Genomic DNA, 19,265 nt, shown 5'->3' with positions numbered 1-19,265 from the left:
CCTGCCGTTACCGGCGTGGCAGCCGTACTGTGCACTTGCATATCGCTATCCAGGCATGAAAAAACCCGCTCGCAAGCGGGTTTTTCGGGGTGCGGCGAATGACAGCCTGCTTACAGGCTGTAGCGCAAGGTCAGCGCCACAGTGCGCGGCGCGCCCGGCAAGCTCAGGTTAGGGCTGGAACCGTGACCGGAAACGATGTAGCGCGTGTCGCCGATATTGTTGACGTTCAGCTGCACTTCATAGCGCCCCGTGCGGTAGGCGGCCATGGCGTCGGCCGTCACGTAGCCAGGCAATACCACCGTATTGCCCGGATTGGCGAAGCGGCTGCCGACGGCATTCATGCCTCCGCCCACGGTGTAGCCATGGCCCAGGTCTTTCGTCAGCCACAGGTTGGCCGTATTGCGCGCCGTCAACGTGGCGCGCTTGCCCTTGATGGCGACGGAACTGGCCGTCGTTGTGCCCGCTACGTTGACGCTCTTGTCGACGGCGATGGAATCCGTGATGGTGGCGTCCAGGTAGGCATAGCCGGCCACCATCTTCCAGCCATCATGCAGGTCGGCATTCAAAGTCAGCTCCAGGCCGTCCGTGCGCTGCGTGCCGACAGGTACGATGCGGTTCGTGATGGGGTCGCTGGTCTTGATATTGTCGCGTTCCAGGCGGAACAGCGACACAGTGGCGTTGGCGCGGCCACCCCACAGCTCGTACTTGGCGCCCACTTCCGTGTTGCGCGTGGTTTCCGGCGCCAGGTCGGCATTGTTGGCGGCCAGAGCGAAGTTCTCGCCGCTGGGCTGGAACGAGCGGCTCCACGACGCATAGTACGATTGCGTGCTGCCCGGTTGCCAGACGAGGCCGGCGCGGGGGCTGTAGGCCGCATCCGTGCGCGACAGCTTCGCCGTCGTCACTCCGGCCGCATTGGCCAGGCGCGACTGCTGCTGATAGCTGTCATAGCGCAAGCCGGCCAGCGCCTTCCACTCGTCGCTGAAGCTGATGGCATCCTGCACGTAGGCGGCGGCCGTATCGTAGGTACCGAAAGTATCGCTGCGCGCGCCCAGCTTGCTGCGGTCGACCTGCGGCAGCACAGGGTTGAAGATCGATACATTCGTCGCCACCACGGTCGAGGCCCAGCTGTTGGCATCCTTGTTTTGCTTGCCAAACTCGGCGCCGTACAGCACTTCATGGCGCAGGCTGCCGGTGACCAGTTTTTGCGTCAGTTCCGTCTGGTTGAACCAGCCGCTCTCGTCGCGGTTCAGCTTGGCGTGGCCGAAGTTCATCGTGCCTTTGACTTCGTTGACGTTGCCGGAAATATTCGTGTTGTTGCGGTCCAGGTGGTAATCGTAATAGCGGAAGGCATTGCGCAGCGACAAGGACTCGCTGAACTTGTGCGTCAGGGTGGCTGCCGTGGAGACCACGCGCGACTGGCTGAAATCGCTATCGCGGGCGTTGGCGGCGCCGTAGTAAGTGCTCGCATCAACAGCCACCGGGCGGCCATGGTAGGACGGGATGCCGAAGTCTGTCAGGCGACGGTCTTCCAGGTAGTCGCCCTGCAGCAGCAGCCTGGTCGCGCCAGAGAGGCGGATGGCCACCGATGGCGCCAGCGCCGTGCGATTGATGAATTGCTGGTCGCGGTAGCTGTCCGACAATTCACGCGCGCCAGTAAAACGCCAGTCCACCGTCTCGCCAACGCGGCCCACGTCGACTTCGCCGCGGCGCCCTTTTGTATTTGTCAAGCTCAGGGCCAGGTCCGTGATATCCACGCCCGGTTTTTTGGAGATGCGGTTGACCAGGCCACCCGAGGAACCGCGGCCGTACAGGACGGCGGCCGGCCCCTTGATCACTTCCAGCCGTTCCACATTCGACAGGTCGCGGAAATACAGGGCGTCATCGCGGAAGCCGTCGACAAACTGGTCGCCTATGGCCGTGAAGCCGCGGATAAACACCTGGTCACGCTGGCCGTCTCCCGTGGACAAGCCCACGCCAGGAATGTTCTTCATGATGTCCTGGATCGACATGGCGTTCTGGTCGCGGATGACCGCGGCCGGCACCACGTTGATCGTCTGCGGCACATCGCGCAGGGCCATTTCCGTCTTGGTGCCGCTGGCGGACGTGCCGGCGACATAGCCATCCTTGTCCTTCGATGCCGTCACGGTGACGGCGGGCAAGCTTTCCTGCGCCCATGCCGCCAGTGGCACGGCGCCCAAGGTCAAGGCGCCCAGTACGGCGATGGTAATCGGTTTACATCCTGGCTTGCGCTGCATACAACTCCCTGGTCGATTATTTAATACGAATGATTATCATTAGTATTTTACCAGCAGACACAGCGAAAAGTAAGGCGGGATGTAAGTGATAGTACTTATGGACCAGGTACTTGATGTAAAAAAGCAACAATAAATTAATATCAAAAAGTAATTAAAATTGCTTTGGAAAACTATTTCCGTGCGTCAATGCTATACTTGCGCTTGCTGGTTAGCGGATTCCCACGCCGCCACACCCCTTGCTTCACCTCCAACGCCGCGCACTGCGCGGCGCGCCGCAACGCATGCACGCGGCACCCGAAGACCCCGATCCCCTGCGCCTTGCGGCGCCTGTCCGCCCCTGCTGGCGGCGGCGATCATGACTATTAAACTGCTAGGAATTACATGAAAAACCTGAACATCGGCAGCCGCCTTGGCGTCGGCTTTGCTGTCGTATTGCTGTTGCTTGCCGCCTTGACCATCACCGCCCTCGTGCGCATGCAAACGGCCAGTGACCTGACTTACCGCCTCATCAATACCAGCATCAAGAACCAGCGTATGGTGGCCGAATGGTCGAAGATCATTGAACTGAACAGCGTGCGCGGCGTGGCCTCGTTTGAAATCACCGATCCCATCGTGCGCGCCAAGATCGAGGAAGACTTGAAAGTCGATGCGGAGCGTTCCAGCAAGCTGCAGGACGACATCATCGCGTCGCTGCTCAACCCGGCCGTGATCGAGCAATTCAAGGTCGTGCGCAAGGTACGCACCGATTATGTGACGACGCGCGCACGCGCCTTCAAGATGAAGGCCGACGGCGACGTGGCGGGCGCCAAGGAAGTATTCGAGAAGGAAGTCACGCCAATCACCACGGCCTACCTGGCCGAAGTGAAGCGCTTTGCCGGCATGCAGATCAAGGCTGCCGACGGCGTAGGCGCCAGCATCATCGAGGCTTACAGCAGCACCCGCATCTTCCTGATCACCATGGGCGTGCTGGCCGTGCTGATGGGCATCGGTTTCGCGTGGTGGATCACGCGCTCGATCACAGGTCCCATCCGCGATGCCGTGAAAGTGGCGGAAACCGTGGCAGCGGGCGACCTGAGCAGCACCATCACGGCCCAGGGCCGCGATGAAACGGGCCAGCTGATGCACGCCCTGAAAACCATGAACGACAGCCTGGTCGGCATCGTGGGCCAGGTGCGCAGCGGCACCGACACCATCGCCACGGCCTCAGCGGAAATCGCCGCAGGCAACCAGGACCTGTCGTCGCGCACGGAACAGCAAGCCAGTTCGCTGGAAGAAACGGCCTCGTCGATGGAAGAGCTGACCTCGACCGTGAAGCAGAATGCGGACAATGCGCGCCAGGCAAACAAACTGGCGGGCGACGCAGCCGGCATCGCCAGCCGCGGCGGCGCCGTGGTAGCCGAAGTGGTGGCCACCATGGGTGAGATCAATACCTCGTCGAAGAAAATCGTCGATATTATCTCTGTCATCGACGGCATCGCCTTCCAGACCAACATCCTTGCCCTGAACGCGGCCGTGGAAGCGGCACGCGCCGGGGAACAGGGACGCGGCTTTGCCGTGGTGGCCACGGAAGTGCGCAACCTGGCGCAGCGCTCGGCAGCGGCGGCAAAAGAAATCAAGGGCTTGATCGACGACTCCGTGCAAAAGGTCGAGGTGGGCACGGACTTGGTCGACAAGGCCGGCAAGACGATGGAAGAAATCGTGCAAAGCATCGGCTTCGTCACCTCCATCATGAGCGAGATCAGCAACGCCAGCGAAGAACAGAGCGCAGGCATCGAGCAAGTCAACCAGGCCATTTCCGAAATGGACCAGGTGACGCAGCAAAATGCAGCCCTGGTGGAAGAAGCCTCGGCCGCAGCCGAAGCGATGCAGGAACAGGCGAGCGAACTGGCGCAGGTGGTCAGCGTCTTCCGACTGGATGCCAGCGCGGCGGCGACCGACCGTTTCAGCGTGACAGCGGCGCAGCGCAGCGCGCCGACAGCTCCAGCAACACCGGCCGCGCCTGCCCGCAAGGCCCCTGCCCTGCGGCTGCCCACGACGCGCGCCAGCAGCAAGGCAACAAGCCCTGCCCAAGGCGAATGGGAAGAGTTTTAAGGTGTGACGATCAATGCGTGGCAGCCACTGCCACGCATGCCAAACGGCCAGGCATCAGCACAGCCTGGTTTGCGCATCTTCGATCAGTTTCGCCAGTTCGCGCGGCGCGGATTGTCCCAGGAATGCCAGCGCCAGCGCTTCCGGATCGATGGCCGCGTCCAGCGGCAGGCCATGCTCGAAGCCGCCCACCATATAGCGGCAGAAATGCGGCGATTCGGCCCGCGTTTCCACATACCAGCAGCCCGCATGACCCTGCACAAAGTATTCGCCGATAAAGTAGCCGAGCATGGTTTTCACCCATTGCCAGCTCTCGTCTCGGATAACGATGGTGCGCATGGCTGCATCGATGTACGGCAGGTATTCGGCCGCGTTCGTCAACACTTCGTGCGCGGGCTGGATGCCCAGGCGCTCGACAAAGTTCACCAGCGACGTAGCCAGCGCGTCATAGTAAGCGTCGAAACCAGCCTGGCTTTGTTGCAATAATTGTTCTTGTTCGTTCGACAGCATTCACACTCCACAGACATTCAACAATTCCGCCCATTGTCGAGAAACGGCACGGATCCAACCTTCCCATATTTTACGCCACGCTCACCACCACGCCAGCGCGCTGCAGCAGGACCTGGTTGCGGGCGGACAAATGCATCACCTGCAGGTGCTTGCCCGCCTTGTCATAGCGCTCATACAAGGCTTCAATGGCGGCGATGGCCGAGTGATCGGCCATATGCATGTAGCGGCAATCGAGGATGACGCAGGCCGGATCGGCGGTCGGCTGGAACAGTTCCTGGAAGTGCGTGGCCGAAGCGAAAAACAGGGTGCCGTGCGGCACGTACACGCGCACGCCCGGAGTCTTGTCATCGATGTCGGCGCGCATGTCGCGCGCATGTTGCCAGGCAAAATTCAAGGCGGCGATGACGATGCCGCACAGCACGGCCATCGCCAGGTCGGTGAATACCGTGATCACCGTCACGGCAACGATCACCAGCGCATCCTGCAACGGCACCTTGCCCAGCACGCGCAAGGAACCCCAGGCAAACGTCTGCTGGGCCACCACGAACATCACGCCCACCAGGGCGGCCAGCGGTATGCGCTCGATCAGCGGCGAGAGGAACAGGATGAACAGCAGAATCATCACGCCGGCCGTCACGCCCGACAGGCGCGAGCGGCCGCCGGAACTCAAATTGATCATCGTCTGCCCGATCATGGCGCAGCCGCCCATGCCGCCAAACAGGCCCGAGACGACGTTCGAGGCACCGAGCGCGATGCATTCGCGGTTCGGCTGCCCCCGCGTTTCCGTTATCTCATCTGTGAGATTAAATGTGAGCAAGGTTTCCAGCAGCCCCACCATGGCCATCAGCGCCGCATACGGAAAAATGATGTGCAAAGTGCCCATGTCCAGCGGCACGGTGGGGAAATGCAGGGCTGGCAAGCCGCCGGCGATATGCGCGAGGTCGCCCAGGGTGCGCGTGGGCAAGTGCAAGACATGGCTGAGCACGCCCACGCCCAGGATGGCCACCAGTGCTGGCGGCACGACCTTCGTGATGCGCGGCAGCACGTAGACGATGGCCATGGTCAGGGCCACCAGCCCACCCATCACGAGCAAGGGCGTGCCTTGCAGCCAGCTTTCACCTTGCGGCGTGGCTTGGCGGAAATGCTCCAGTTGCGCCAGGGCGATGACGATGGCCAGACCATTCACAAAGCCCAGCATCACGGGATGGGGCACCATGCGGATCAGCTTACCCAGGCGCAAGATACCGAACATGGCCATCAAAATGCCACTCAGCACCACGGTCGCCAGCAGATACTGCACACCGTGCTGCGCCACCAGCGCCACGATCACCACGGCCATGGAACCGGCGGCGCCCGAAATCATACCGGGACGTCCGCCAAAGATCGCCGTGCATGCACAAATGATGAAAGCGCCATACAGGCCCATCAAGGGGTTCAACTGCGCCACCAGGGCGAAGGCGATGCACTCGGGCACCAGCGCGAAGGAGGTGGTCAGGCCAGCCAGGATATTTTTTGCTACGTTCGAGTACCACTCATCGCGAAAAGTTGTGTTGATCATTGATGCGTATCCAAAGTCGGAACAGGAAAATGCGGGCCTGATGGGCAATAAACAGGCGCAGCCATGCCAGCGGGTGTCACAGAAAAGCTGCGCTGAGGTCGATCGGAGCAGGAAAGTCGTCAGTGACTACATCGGTATGGCGGAAAGGGGAAGTTTCATCAAGGCGCCAGGCGGCGCGGCTGAGCTTGCCGGCATTATACAAGATGCGCAACCGGCAAAAATATGGACAAAAAAATAGCCCACTCGAAAGCGGGCTATTTTTTTCATCTGGAGGCGAGGACGGGAATCGAACCCGTCTAAACGGCTTTGCAGGCCGCTGCATAACCTCTTTGCTACCTCGCCAGAGGAACTGCTTGGATGCGCCTTGCGGCCCACCTTGATAACTGGAGCGGGAGAAGAGTCTCGAACTCTCGACCTCAACCTTGGCAAGGTTGCGCTCTACCAACTGAGCTACTCCCGCATTGGAGCTTGGTTACTGCCTAATCACGCCGCGTGCTGTGGCGGATAAAAAAAGGAAGCCAGCTTAGCTTCCCTTTAGAATTCTGGAGCGGGAGAAGAGTCTCGAACTCTCGACCTCAACCTTGGCAAGGTTGCGCTCTACCAACTGAGCTACTCCCGCATTGGAGCTTCTATTTTCTGCTACTGCCATCTTGCTGTACTGCTTCCAGCTTGCGCTGGAGCGGGAGAAGAGTCTCGAACTCTCGACCTCAACCTTGGCAAGGTTGCGCTCTACCAACTGAGCTACTCCCGCATACGAACCACTATTTTACTGCTTTTTACTACCGTTTACCAGTGCTGCTTTACTGCTGATCCAGCATTCACTGGAGCGGGAGAAGAGTCTCGAACTCTCGACCTCAACCTTGGCAAGGTTGCGCTCTACCAACTGAGCTACTCCCGCAGTGGACAACATTGTATCAGAAGCTCTACTACATCGCCAGTACTACTTTTTACTGCAGCTGCTGTTTTTACCTATGACACGATCCAGAAAACTGGAGCGGGAGAAGAGTCTCGAACTCTCGACCTCAACCTTGGCAAGGTTGCGCTCTACCAACTGAGCTACTCCCGCGTCATCAACAACAGGCCAGCATTATAGAGGGATTACAGGGGCTGTCAACGGGCAATATCTGGTCTTTTGCAAAATATTCCGCACAAAACAGCCGCCTGCCTGTTCTTAGTGCAAATTCCCTGCTTTTTCCTTGATGAGAGGCCATGCCAGGCGCAGGTAATAGAACATCGACCATACCGTCAGCACGCAGGCGATCCACAGCAGTTTTTCGCCCCACACATGGGTATCGATCGCGCCGAAGATCACATCGTGGTAGAGCAGCAAGGGGATGGCCGTCATTTGCGCGGCCGTTTTGATCTTGCCGATCGAGCTGACTGCCACCGATTTCGATGCGCCGATCTGCGCCATCCATTCGCGCAATGCGGAAATGGTGATTTCGCGGCCGATGATGATGAAGGCCAGCACGGCATTGACACGGTCCAGCTGCACCAGCACCAGCAAGGCGCCCGCCACCATCAGCTTGTCGGCGACCGGGTCGAGGAAGGCGCCAAAGGCCGAGGTCTGGTTCCAGCGCCGCGCGAGGAAACCATCGAACCAGTCGGTCACGGCGGCAACAATGAAGACCAGGGTGGCAACCAGGTTCTGGTCGCCATGCAGCAGCATGGACGGCGGCAGATAAAACACGCCGACGACGAGTGGAATCAGGGCCACGCGCAGCCAGGTCAAAAGGATGGGAATATTAAAAGGCATAAGGAAGCAATCGGCCGACGGGTAAATTGAACATGAAGAAAGCGTGAAGAAAGCGCCACTAGTCTACATGGCCCGGGGGTATTAGCCTAGTCCGCTTGCGGCAGCGCCGGGCCAGGCCATCATCCATCAATGCAGCTGCTTGTAGATTTCTTCCGCAAGTTGCGTCGAAATCCCCTCCACCGACATCAAATCCTCAACGCTGGCATCGACCACGCCGCGCAAGCCGCCAAAGCGCGACAGCAGTTTCTGGCGGCGCTTGGCGCCTATGCCCTCTATCTCTTCCAGGCGCGAAGTCTGGCGCGTCTTGGCACGCTTGGCGCGCATGCCGGTAATGGCGAAGCGGTGCGCCTCGTCGCGGATTTGCGCGATCAGCATCAGCGCGGCCGATTCCTTGCCCAGTTCCTGCGCCGGGCGGCCATCGACGAACAGCAGTGTTTCCAGGCCCACCTTGCGCCCTTCCCCCTTGGCCACGCCGACAATCAAGCTGATATCGAGTCCCAGTTCGGCAAACACCTGGCGCGCCATTTCGATCTGCCCCTTGCCGCCGTCGATCAGCACCACGTCGGGCATGACGCCATCGCCATTCGCCACTTTTTCATAACGACGCATCAAGACCTGGCGCATGGCCGCGTAATCGTCGCCGGGGGTGATGTCATTGATGTTATAGCGCCGGTATTCGCCATTCTGCATGGCGTGGTGATGGAATACCACGCACGACGCCTGCGTCGCCTCGCCCTGCGTGTGGCTGATGTCGAAACACTCCACGCGCAGGCTGTCGAGGTCCTCCGTTTCCAGGCGTAGCGCTTCGGCCAGCGCGCGCGTGCGCGATTGCTGCGAACCCTGCTCCGACAGCAAGCGCGCCAGAGAAATCTCGGCGCCCTTTTGCGCCATCTCCAGCCATTGACGGCGCTGTCCCTGCGGCTGGAAAATCAGGTTAATGCGGTGGCCGCACTGTTCCATCAATGCCACCATCAGGGCCGGCTGGTCGAATTCGATATTCAAGATCAGGGTGCCAGGGATGAATTTTTCCGTGTAGTGCTGCGCCAGGAAAGCGGCCAGAACTTCCACCTCGATCGGTTCTTCGGCAATCGCCGCCGCATCGCTGAGCTGGCTGGGGAAGTAGGCGCGGTCGCCCAGGTGACGCCCGCCCCGCACCATGGCCAGGTTGACGCAGGCGCGTCCGCCCTGCACCAGCACGGCGAGGATGTCGACATCGGCGTCGCCCGTCGTTTCCATGCTTTGCTGGTGCAGCACGCGCGATAGCGAAGCGATCTGGTTGCGCACCACCACCGCCTGCTCGAATTTCAGCTCGGCGGCAAAGGCGTGCATTTTCTTTTCCAGGTCAGCCATCACTTCGCTCTGACGCCCGCGCAGGAAGCGTGCCGCGTTTTCGACGTCGTTTTTATAATCTTCCTTGCTGATCAGGTCCACGCAGGGCGCGCTGCAGCGGCCGATCTGGTGCAGCAGGCAGGGCCGCGTGCGGTTGGCGTAGACGCTGTCCTCGCAGGTACGGATCAAGAACACCTTTTGCAGGATCTGCATCGATTCCTTGACGGCCCAGGAACTGGGGAACGGCCCGAAATACTGGTTCTTCTTGTCCACCGCGCCCCGGTAATACACCATGCGCGGCGCATCGCCGCTGGTAATCTTCAGGTAGGGGTAGGACTTGTCGTCGCGGAACAGGATGTTGTAGCGCGGCTGCAGCGCCTTGATCAGGTTGTTTTCCAGGATCAAGGCTTCCGCTTCGCTGTGCGTCACGGTGGTTTCCAGGCGCGCGATGCGCTCGACCATCATGGCGATACGGGGGCTGGCCAGGTTTTTCTGGAAATAGCTGGAGACGCGTTTTTTCAAGTCGCGCGCCTTGCCGACATACAGCACCTTGTCGGCGGCGTCAAAATAGCGGTACACGCCGGGCAAGTTCGGCAACTTGGCGACCGTGGCCAGCACCTGCGCGCGCGGGTCGGGTGGCGTTTCGATGGAATTGAGATCGGGTATTGCTTCAGTCATTGCTGGCTCTTACTTAAATGGGGTCAGACCCGCCGGGGGAATACGTCCCAGTGGGACGCATTCCGATCGAAAAGACTGACCCCGGCATCTCATTGCTACTCCGCCTGTTCCACGATCACGAACGCGACCGCATATTCTTCTTCATCGCTGATCGTCACTTGCGCGCTCAGCCGGTTTGTTGCCATGAAGTCCGCCAGCACGCCGCTGCAGACGATCCTCGGCTTGCCGCTGGGGTGATTCAGCATCTGCGCGGCGGGCCAGGTCATCGGCATGCGCAAGCCCAGGCCGATGGCCTTGGAAAACGCCTCCTTGGCCGCAAAGCGGGTGGCCAGGAAGCGCACGCCGCGCACGGCATTCCTGGCGCTGCGGGCACGGAATTTTTCCAGCTCCTGCGGCCCCAGTATTTTCTGCGCAAAACGCTCGCCATGGCGGGCCAGGGCCGCCTCGATGCGGGGAATCTTGCAGATATCGGTGCCGATGCCGTAGATCATGGCGGTCTCCCTTGTGCGTGCGTTTATGCTTTGTTGCCCAGGCGCGTGGCCACCATGATGGCCTTCATTTCGCGCACGGCATTTTCCCAGCCGACAAACACGGCATGCGCGACGATGGCGTGGCCGATGTTCAGTTCAGCAATGTCCGGAATGGCGGCGATGGCCTGCACATTGGTGTAATGCAAACCGTGGCCCGCATTGACTTTCAAGCCGCGCCCCACGCCGAACAGCACGCCCGCCTTGATGCGTTCCAGCTCGGCCAGTTGCTCGGCGCCTTGCGTATCGGCGTAGCGCCCCGTATGCAGCTCGATCACGGGCGCACCGAGCTCGGCGGCAGCGGCGATCTGCTGCTCGTCCGCATCGATGAACAGGCTCACACGGATGCCCTCGCCTTGCAATTGCTGCACGGCCGCCTGCACTTCCTTGAAGTAGCGCACCACGTCCAGCCCCCCTTCGGTCGTCACTTCCGTGCGTTTTTCCGGCACCAGGCAGACGTCGGCAGGCTGGATGCGGCAGGCGAAATCGATCATCTCAGCCGTGACAGCCGCTTCCAGGTTCATGCGCGTCAGTAACTGCGGCGCGATGGCGATCACGTCCGCATCCTTGATGTGGCGGCGGTCTTCGCGCAAGTGCAGCGTGATGGCGTCGGCGCCCGCCTGCTCGGCCAGCAGGGCCGCGCGGATCGGGTCCGGATACGCGGTGCCGCGCGCATTGCGCAAGGTAGCCACGTGGTCGATATTGACGCCCAGGTCGATGACGGGGCCGGAAGGCTGCAAAAAGCTCATAGTGATGGTATCCGTAAAATGTCGTAGCGCCGCAATGAGGTAAAGAGCAGCGCTACAGCTGCATTAAATCAATCAGTATCTGGCGCGTATTCAAGGTGGCGCCACCCAGTTGATGGGCCAGCAAAAAGCGCATCAGCAACTTGCTTTGCGCCTGCGTGGCCACGTCAAGATAATCTTCGCGCTCCATATCGAGCAGGGTCTTGCCCGTGATCTTCGGCCAGGCATCGCTGGCGCGTGCCGGACGTGGCCCCCGTTCCGGATCGACCACGTAGACCTGCCCCGCCTCGACGGCCTGGCGCGTGCCCGTGCAGCGCGTCAGGTCGGCCGCCACGCCCGTTTCCTTGAGCAGGGCGCGCTCGAACTTGCGCAGCACGATGGGTGGCGGCTCATTGTGCGCCAGTTGATTCAAGGTAGCAACGTAGTGGTCGAACAGGACGGGATGCGGGTCGTCGCGCGCCAGCAGTTTCACCAGCAATTCGTTCAGATAAAAGCCGCACAGCAGGGCCGTCTTTTCCAGCGGCAGCATGCCTCCCACCCATTCGGCGCCCGTCAAAATACGCAGTTCAGATTTGCCCGTCCAGCCGGCCTGCAGGGGCTGGAAGGTCTGCAGCACGCCACGCAACTGCGAATGGGGCCGCTTGGCGCCCTTGGCGACGAGCGCAATGCGGCCGTATTCGCGTGTAAACACGTCGACGATGAGGCTGGTTTCTTTATGCGGATAGCTGTGCAGCACGAAGGCTGGCTGGCCCGTGACCTTGCCGTCGCGCGCGGGCGGACGGCTGCGCCTTGGCGGCGGTGCGGAAGTTGCGGCCGGCGGCGCGATGGCCACCGGCGCGGGGACAGGTACGCAGACAGCAGATGAAGCTGGCGCGAGCTCAGGCTGCGCTGGCGTGGTGGTGCTCATGCGTGTGGCGTCGCCCCCGGGTTGCGGATTACTCGTAGCCGTAGGCGCGCAAGCCCGCCTCGTTGTCGGCCCAGCCCGATTTGACCTTGACCCAGATTTCCAGGTACACGGGGCCGCCGAACAGTTTTTCCATGTCCAGGCGGGCCTGGGTGGAGACTTCCTTCAGGCGCGCACCCTTGTTGCCGATAATCATGGACTTGTGCGTATCGCGCTCGACCAGGATGGCGGCGAACACGCGGCGCAGATCGCCTTCCTGCTCGAATTTCTCGATCAGCACGGTACTCGTGTATGGCAATTCGTCGCCCACGAAGCGGAACAATTTTTCTCGCACGATTTCCGAGGCAAGGAATTTCTCGCTGCGGTCCGTGATGTCGTCAGGTCCGAAGATGGGCTGGTTTTCCGGCAAGAAGCGCTTGATCTCGTTCTGCAAGCCTTCCAGCTGGAAATGCAGCTTGGCGGACACGGGCACAATGGCGGCGAAGTCGCGCATGGCGGCGATCTTTTGCGCGAACGGCAGCAGCACGGCCTTGTCCTTGACGCGGTCGGATTTGTTGATGACGAGGATGCATGGCACTTCCTTCGGCAGCAGGTCCATCACTTGCTGGTCGGCCGGGCCAAAGGTGCCCGCCTCGATCACGTACAAAATCACATCCGAGGAAATCAGGGTGTTCGTGACGGTCTTGTTCAGCGTCTTGTTCAGCGCGTTCGAGTGGCGCGTCTGGAAGCCGGGCGTGTCGACGTAGATAAACTGCGCATCCGGCACCGTCTGGATGCCCGTGATGCGGTGGCGCGTGGTTTGCGCCTTGCGCGAAGTGATGCTGACCTTCGCGCCGATCAGCACGTTCATCAGGGTCGATTTGCCCACGTTGGGGCGGCCCACGATGGCGATATAGCCACAGCGGAAGTTGTCGGGCATTTTAGTGGCTGTCATGCTAGTGTCGATTCTGTTTAGTGTGAGCGGCGATCGCCGGGGCCGCAGGGGCTGCCGCGTCGTCGCTCTGGATGGTGGCAATGCCGGCCAGCTTGAGCTGGGCGGCGCGCGGTTTGGGCTTGCGGCTGGCGGCTGGCGACTTCAACAGCGCCTGCTCGGCCACGTCCAGCGCCAGTTTGGCGGCGGCTTGCTCACCGGCGCGGCGGCTTCCGCCACGGCCGTAGACCTGGATGTTCAATTTCGGCACCAGGCATTCGATCTCGAATTCCTGGCTGTGGGCGGCGCCATGGGTGGCCACCACGTTATACTGTGGCAGCGAAATTTTCTTGCTTTGCAAAAACTCCTGCAGCAAGGTCTTGGCATCCTTGCCCAGGGTTTGCGGATCGACCGAGTCGAGGATGGGAATGTAGAAGGCGCGGATCACCGTGCTGGCGGCGTCGAAACCCGTATCGAGGAAAATCGCGCCCAGCAAGGCTTCCAGGGTATCTGCGAGGATCGATGGACGGCGGAAACCGCCCGACTTCAGCTCGCCTTCGCCCAGGCGCAGGAATTGCGACAATTCCAGCTTTTGCGCGATCTCATACAGCGACTGCTGCTTCACCAGATTGGCGCGCAGGCGCGACAGGTCGCCCTCGTCGATGGACTTGAAGCGTTCGTACAGGATGGAGGCGACCACGCAGTTGAGGATGGAGTCGCCCAGGAATTCCAGCCGCTCATTATGCAAACTGCTGTGGCTACGATGCGTCAAGGCTTGCTGCAACAGGCCAGCATCCTGGAACGTATAGCCTAAACGGGTTTGCAATAGCTGAAGATTCATTGTTGTTTCTGTATCATCTGAGTAATTCGGCTGGCCGCCGCGCGGGGAATCGGCGCGGCAGCCATGGGTGGTCTCTGGAGACCTGGCCGGCCTAGTGTATGCCGCCCACGCGTTTCGGGTTACTGAAGTTCATCCACACCAGGAATGCCTTGCCGACGATGTTCTCGTTCGGCACGAAGCCCCAGTAGCGGCTGTCCGCGCTATTGTCGCGGTTATCGCCCATCATGAAGTAATTGCCTTGTGGCACCACACACGTAAAACCGTCTTCGTTGTAGTTGCACGCGTCCTTGTGCGGGAAATCCTTCACTTCGCGCAAGTTCAACGTGGGAGCCGGTTCGTCGTTGAGGATGCGGTGGCTCACGCCCGTCAGATTTTCTTCCAGCTGCTTGTGATACACAGTGCTTTCGTCATCGAGGTAGTCGTCCAGCGGCGTGTACCGCACTTCCTTGCCGTTGACCGTCAAGCGCTTGTTTTCATAGGTGATTTTATCACCGGGCACGCCGATCACCCGCTTGATATAGTCTTGCGACATATCTTTCGGGTACTTGAACACCATCACGTCACCGCGCTGCGGATCGTTGACTTCAATGATGCGCTTGTTGACGATCGGCAAACGGATGCCATAGGTGAACTTGTTGACCAGGATCAAATCGCCCACCAGCAAGGTCGGCACCATCGAGCTCGACGGGATCTTGAATGGCTCGTACAGGAACGAGCGCAGGCAGAACACCAGGGCGATGACGGGGAAGAAGCTGCCCGAATACTCGACCCAGGTCGGCTGGCGCAACAGCGCTGCCTCAATGGTCGCGCGGCTGCCGCCCGCATCGGACTTGATGCCCTCAGCGGCCAGCTTGGACTGGCGCGCATCGAAATCAGCCAGGGCGCGGTCGGCCGCCTTGCGGCGCTGCTTGGACAGATAAAACACATCCAGGCACCAGACCAGGCCCGTCAACACCATCAGCACGAACAGGATTAAAGCGAAGTTTCCTAAAATTACTTGCAGGTTCATTATTAACCATCCACTTGTAAAATTGCCAGGAATGCCTCTTGCGGGATTTCCACGGAACCTACTTGCTTCATGCGTTTCTTACCCGCTTTTTGTTTTTCCAGCAATTTTTTCTTGCGGCTGATGTCGCCGCCATAGCACTTGGCCAGCACGTTCTTGCGCAAGGCTTTCACGTTCTCGCGCGAAATGATGTTCGCGCCGATGGTCGCCTGGATGGCCACGTCGAACATCTGGCGCGGGATCAGTTCGCGCATCTTGGCGGCCACCTGGCGGCCACGGTACTGGCTGTTCGAACGGTGGACGATGATGGCCAGCGCATCGACTTTTTCGCTGTTGATCAGCATGTCGACCTTGACCACGTCGGCCGCGCGGTATTCCTTGAACTCGTAATCCATCGAGGCATAACCGCGCGACGTCGATTTCAGGCGGTCAAAGAAGTCCAGCACGATCTCGGCCATCGGCATTTCATACACGAGCTTGACCTGGCGGCCGTGGTAGCTCATGTCCATCTGGATGCCGCGCTTGCCGATACACAGGGTAATCACGGAGCCCACGTATTCCTGCGGCATGTACAGATTGACCGTGACGATAGGCTCGCGCACTTCCTCGATGCGCGACGGATCGGGCATCTTCGACGGGTTGTCGACGTTGATCATGGTGCCGTCGCGCTGGATCACTTCATACACCACGGTTGGCGCCGTGGTGATCAGGTCCATATCGAATTCGCGCTCGAGGCGTTCCTGCACGATTTCCATGTGCAGCAAGCCCAGGAAGCCGCAGCGGAAGCCGAAGCCCAGCGCCTGTGACACTTCCGGCTCGTACATCAGGGCCGCGTCGTTCAGTTTCAGCTTTTCCAGCGAGTCGCGCAGCGCGTCGTACTGGTTCGCTTCCACGGGGAACAGGCCGGCGAACACTTGCGGCTGCACTTCCTTGAAGCCAGGCAATGGCGCGGCGGCAGGACGGCTGACCAGGGTGACGGTATCGCCCACCTTGGCCGCCTTCAATTCCTTGATGCCGGCGATGATGAAGCCCACCTGGCCTGCCGACAATTGCGGCAAGGATTGCGAACGGGGAGAAAATACGCCGATGTCTTCCACCAGCTGCACCGAATCGGTGGCCATCAGGCGGATCTTGTCTTTCGGTTTCAGGGTGCCGTTGACCACGCGTACCAGCATGACCACGCCCACATAGGCGTCATACCAGGAATCGACGATCAGCGCCTGCAGCGGCGCATCGGGGTCGCCCTTCGGTGGCGGCACCTTGACGATCAACTGCTCGAGCACGTCCAGCACGCCGAAGCCCGTCTTGGCCGAGCAATGCACGGCGTCGGCCGCATCGATGCCGATCACGTCTTCGATTTCGGCAATGGCGTTCGGCGGGTCCGCGTTCGGCAAGTCGATCTTGTTCAGGACGGGCACCACTTCCACGCCCAGGTCCAGCGCCGTATAGCAGTTGGCGACCGTTTGCGCTTCCACGCCTTGCGACGCGTCAACCACCAGCAGCGCGCCTTCGCACGCCGACAGCGAGCGCGACACTTCATAGCTGAAGTCGACGTGGCCTGGTGTATCGATCAGGTTCAGGTTGTAGATCTGGCCATCGCGTGCCTTGTAGTGCAGGGCCGCCGTCTGCGCCTTGATGGTAATGCCGCGCTCGCGCTCCAGATCCATCGAATCGAGCACCTGCGCCTCCATCTCGCGGTCGGACAAGCCGCCGCACAATTGAATGATGCGGTCAGCCAGGGTCGATTTACCGTGGTCAATATGGGCGATGATGGAGAAGTTGCGTATGTTATTCATTAACTAATATATGTGCGAGTGACAACACTGCTTTAACAGGAATCAAGGGGATCATGTCCGGGCCAAACAGGGCCAACACCGGGCGCCCCACTCATGATGAAAAAAGCGCTCCGAGCAGGACATCTGCATGCCCAGGCGAGCGCTTTTGAAGCGACAGAAGCTGCTGCCTCGGACAGTAGCTTTTTCGACCTTCCCATTTTACCGGATTTCAGAGTAGAAAGCCCGTCTTTCAGAGGCCGGCACTGGGCAAGCCGACATTTTCAGCTGTTTACAGCACCAGGATGGTGCAATGCAGCGTGAATATTGTTATTTAAGCTACGACAGGCAGCGACGCACGGCAGCCTCGTCCAGAAAATAATGGCAGAGCTCCGGCTGCGCCAGGTCGCCAAACAGCACCGGCACCAGTTCGTCGAAGCGCGCCAGCAGCGAGGCATCGGGCGAAGCATCGATATCGATCACTTCCACCGTAAACGGTTTGTCAGGCGACTGCAACAGGAACAATGCGTCAAGCATATCCTGGCATAAATGGCAGTAGCTGCGGGAATAGAGAGTGAAGTGCATATTTTAGTGATGGCGCAAAGGAAGGCTGGCGTCGGACGGGGACGCCTAGTCCCGACGGGGGAATTCAAGCCAGTGGCTTGAATTCCGATCCCGCAGGGACTACCCCCAGAATTTACTTGGCTGACGGGCGCAGCGAGACGAATTGCGCCGTATTGCCACGGCGCACCAGCACGGCCGACGGCTTCTTCGGATCGAGCTTGGCCACCAGGGCATTGAACTGCTTGGCATCTTTCACGGCAACGTTGTTCAATTGCAAGATCACATCGCCAGGCTGCAGGCCCGCCAGGGCCGCCACCCCACCCGCATCGTCGACCAGCGCGCCCGCGTCGATCCTCAATTCCTGCTTTTTCGCGGCCGGCACGTCGCTGACCTTCAGCCCCAGTGCATTGACGGCTTGCGCTTCCGACTTCTTGGTCGTCTTGTCGCCTTCCAGTTCGCTCACGGTGATGGGCAAGGTCTGCTGCGCGCCATTGCGCCAGATGGTGATGTTGGACTTGCCATTAAGAGTGGCGTCACCGACCAGGCGCTGCACGTCGGACCAGCGCTCGATGGCCGCGCCGTTGAATTTCAGGATGATGTCGCCCGGCTTGATACCCGCCTTGTCGGCCGCGCCACCCGGCTCCACCATCGACACTTGCGCGCCCTTGGCGTTCGGCAAGCCCAGCGATTCCGCCACGTCCTTGCTCACTTCGCCGATCTGCACGCCGATGCGCCCGCGCACCACTTTACCCGTCTTTTTCAGCTGCTCGCCCACGCGCATGGCTTCATCGATCGGTACGGCAAATGAAATGCCATTGTAGGCGCCGGACAAAGTGGCGATCTGCGAGTTGATGCCGATCACTTCGCCGCGCATATTGATCAAGGGACCGCCCGAGTTGCCAGGGTTGACGGCCACGTCGCTCTGGATCAGGGGCAGGTAGTCGCCCGTATCGCGGGACTTGGCGGAAATGATGCCGGCCGTCACCGTATTTTCCAGGTTGAATGGCGAGCCGATGGCGATCACCCACTCGCCCACGCGTATCTTGTCCGAGTCGCCGATGGTCAGGCGCGGCAGGTTGGCGCCCTCGATTTTCAGCAGGGCCACGTCGGTGCGGGCATCAGCGCCGATCACCTTGGCCTTGAATTCGCGCTTGTCCGTCAGGGTCACGTACACCTCGTCGGCGCCATCGACCACGTGGGCATTGCTCAGCACGTAACCATCGGCCGAGATGATGAAACCGGAACCGACGCCGCGCTGCACTTCCTGCTCCTGCGGCACGGCCCGACGACCGCCACGCGGTGCCTGCTGGCGCGGCACAGGCATGGCACCGCCAAAGAAGCGGCGCAGGAATTCCTGCATTTCCTGCTCATCCTGGCCACCCGCACCGGGCGCATTCATCTTCAGGCGCTCGGTGGTACGAATATTCACCACAGCCGGACCGACGGCATCGACCAGGTCAGCGAAATCAGGCAACTTCACGGCCGGCACGGCCGCGTGCGCCTGTGGCGCCAGGCCCAGCATAGTGGGAGCGAGAAAGAGGCCAGCCGTACCGAACAATAAGGCGGAAAGCGTCTTCACTGAAAACGACTTGCTGGCGACACACATGTTTTTTTTCATGGAAAGGATCTTTTCGAGTATTAAAACGGATCAGGCGATTGCCTACGCGCATGCTTGCCCGTCATGACGGAATCCCAGGGGCAAACACACCTGGCAGCGCGCATGGAAAGCAATACAACAATATATCGCAAAAGCAAGATATTGCCAGCACACAGTGTCAATCGTAGCGAAGTCCGGTGTCAAGAGGGCCAGGGGCAGGTTAA

16 protein-coding genes and 6 tRNA genes are annotated in these 19,265 nt (G+C 60.3%); 2 read left to right on the top strand and 20 right to left on the bottom strand.

From position 1 onward, the window contains the following. Positions 1 to 110 precede the first annotated feature (110 nt). Positions 111 to 2,255 carry a TonB-dependent siderophore receptor gene (locus C8C89_RS13350; protein WP_133990308.1) on the bottom strand — a complete coding sequence of 715 codons (2,145 nt, stop codon included), beginning with the start codon at positions 2,253 to 2,255 and terminating at the stop codon, positions 111 to 113. Positions 2,256 to 2,636: 381 nt separating this feature from the next. On the opposite strand from C8C89_RS13350, the gene C8C89_RS13345 reads away from it, so the two are divergent. Then, on the top strand, positions 2,637 to 4,346 hold the full coding sequence (locus C8C89_RS13345; protein ID WP_133990306.1) for a methyl-accepting chemotaxis protein: 1,710 nt from the start codon (positions 2,637 to 2,639) through the stop codon (positions 4,344 to 4,346). A 54-nt stretch (positions 4,347 to 4,400) separates the two neighbouring features. Here the strand turns inward: C8C89_RS13345 and C8C89_RS13340 are convergent, their stop codons facing one another. Then, a complete protein-coding gene (locus C8C89_RS13340) occupies positions 4,401 to 4,853 on the bottom strand; it encodes a hypothetical protein (RefSeq protein WP_133990304.1) in 453 nt (150 codons plus the stop codon). Positions 4,854 to 4,923: 70 nt separating this feature from the next. Beyond that, entirely contained in the window at positions 4,924 to 6,411 is a 1,488-nt protein-coding gene (locus tag C8C89_RS13335; RefSeq protein ID WP_133990302.1) for a SulP family inorganic anion transporter, read from the bottom strand. Between C8C89_RS13335 and C8C89_RS13330 the strand changes: the two genes are divergently transcribed. Beyond that, positions 6,401 to 6,649 carry a hypothetical protein gene (locus C8C89_RS13330; RefSeq protein WP_133990300.1) on the top strand — a complete coding sequence of 83 codons (249 nt, stop codon included), beginning with the start codon at positions 6,401 to 6,403 and terminating at the stop codon, positions 6,647 to 6,649. The two genes, C8C89_RS13335 and C8C89_RS13330, sit on opposite strands and share 11 nt — an antisense overlap. A gap of 30 nt (positions 6,650 to 6,679) precedes the next feature. Here C8C89_RS13330 and C8C89_RS13325 read toward each other — a convergent pair. From C8C89_RS13325 to C8C89_RS13245, 17 genes are all read right to left on the bottom strand, one after another. Then, positions 6,680 to 6,753, bottom strand: a tRNA-Cys gene (locus C8C89_RS13325). Positions 6,754 to 6,795: 42 nt separating this feature from the next. Continuing rightward, positions 6,796 to 6,871: transfer RNA gene (locus C8C89_RS13320), tRNA-Gly, on the bottom strand. Between the two features lie 83 nt (positions 6,872 to 6,954). Further along, positions 6,955 to 7,030: transfer RNA gene (locus tag C8C89_RS13315), tRNA-Gly, on the bottom strand. A 56-nt stretch (positions 7,031 to 7,086) separates the two neighbouring features. Continuing rightward, positions 7,087 to 7,162, bottom strand: a tRNA-Gly gene (locus C8C89_RS13310). Positions 7,163 to 7,233: 71 nt separating this feature from the next. Further along, positions 7,234 to 7,309, bottom strand: a tRNA-Gly gene (locus tag C8C89_RS13305). Positions 7,310 to 7,401: 92 nt separating this feature from the next. Further along, a tRNA-Gly gene (locus tag C8C89_RS13300) sits at positions 7,402 to 7,477 on the bottom strand. A gap of 105 nt (positions 7,478 to 7,582) precedes the next feature. Further along, positions 7,583 to 8,167 carry a CDP-diacylglycerol--glycerol-3-phosphate 3-phosphatidyltransferase gene (gene pgsA / locus C8C89_RS13295; protein ID WP_101481959.1) on the bottom strand — a complete coding sequence of 195 codons (585 nt, stop codon included), beginning with the start codon at positions 8,165 to 8,167 and terminating at the stop codon, positions 7,583 to 7,585. Positions 8,168 to 8,293: 126 nt separating this feature from the next. After that, the gene (gene uvrC, locus C8C89_RS13290) at positions 8,294 to 10,174 is read right to left on the bottom strand and encodes an excinuclease ABC subunit UvrC (RefSeq protein WP_133990298.1); all 1,881 of its coding nucleotides are present in this window, start codon (positions 10,172 to 10,174) and stop codon (positions 8,294 to 8,296) included. 95 nt (positions 10,175 to 10,269) lie between these two features. Further along, on the bottom strand, positions 10,270 to 10,665 hold the full coding sequence (acpS, locus tag C8C89_RS13285; RefSeq protein WP_133990296.1) for a holo-ACP synthase: 396 nt from the start codon (positions 10,663 to 10,665) through the stop codon (positions 10,270 to 10,272). A 23-nt stretch (positions 10,666 to 10,688) separates the two neighbouring features. Continuing rightward, complete coding sequence (gene pdxJ, locus C8C89_RS13280; protein WP_133990294.1) at positions 10,689 to 11,450, bottom strand: pyridoxine 5'-phosphate synthase; 762 nt, start codon at positions 11,448 to 11,450, stop codon at positions 10,689 to 10,691. Positions 11,451 to 11,502: 52 nt separating this feature from the next. Continuing rightward, on the bottom strand, positions 11,503 to 12,354 hold the full coding sequence (gene recO, locus C8C89_RS13275; protein ID WP_133990292.1) for a DNA repair protein RecO: 852 nt from the start codon (positions 12,352 to 12,354) through the stop codon (positions 11,503 to 11,505). Between the two features lie 28 nt (positions 12,355 to 12,382). Further along, positions 12,383 to 13,285, bottom strand: coding sequence for a GTPase Era (gene era, locus C8C89_RS13270; RefSeq protein WP_034749612.1), 903 nt, complete (start codon positions 13,283 to 13,285; stop codon positions 12,383 to 12,385). A 1-nt stretch (position 13,286) separates the two neighbouring features. After that, on the bottom strand, positions 13,287 to 14,102 hold the full coding sequence (gene rnc, locus C8C89_RS13265) for a ribonuclease III (RefSeq protein ID WP_077406693.1): 816 nt from the start codon (positions 14,100 to 14,102) through the stop codon (positions 13,287 to 13,289). A 91-nt stretch (positions 14,103 to 14,193) separates the two neighbouring features. After that, positions 14,194 to 15,111, bottom strand: coding sequence for a signal peptidase I (gene lepB / locus C8C89_RS13260; RefSeq protein WP_101481964.1), 918 nt, complete (start codon positions 15,109 to 15,111; stop codon positions 14,194 to 14,196). Positions 15,112 to 15,113: 2 nt separating this feature from the next. Beyond that, positions 15,114 to 16,904, bottom strand: a complete 1,791-nt coding sequence (gene lepA / locus C8C89_RS13255) for a translation elongation factor 4 (RefSeq protein ID WP_101481965.1) — start codon at positions 16,902 to 16,904, stop codon at positions 15,114 to 15,116. 315 nt (positions 16,905 to 17,219) lie between these two features. Continuing rightward, positions 17,220 to 17,465 (bottom strand): glutaredoxin family protein, encoded by a 246-nt coding sequence (locus C8C89_RS13250; protein ID WP_133990290.1) that lies wholly within the window; start codon positions 17,463 to 17,465, stop codon positions 17,220 to 17,222. Positions 17,466 to 17,577: 112 nt separating this feature from the next. Continuing rightward, a complete protein-coding gene (locus tag C8C89_RS13245) occupies positions 17,578 to 19,062 on the bottom strand; it encodes a DegQ family serine endoprotease (protein WP_133990288.1) in 1,485 nt (494 codons plus the stop codon). Positions 19,063 to 19,265 lie beyond the last annotated feature (203 nt).

It is taken from the genome of Janthinobacterium sp. 75 (genome assembly GCF_004365495.1).
Taxonomy (GTDB): domain Bacteria; phylum Pseudomonadota; class Gammaproteobacteria; order Burkholderiales; family Burkholderiaceae_D; genus Janthinobacterium.
Note: the sequence above shows the minus strand (reverse complement) of the source record. Positions and strands in the feature narration are given on the sequence as shown.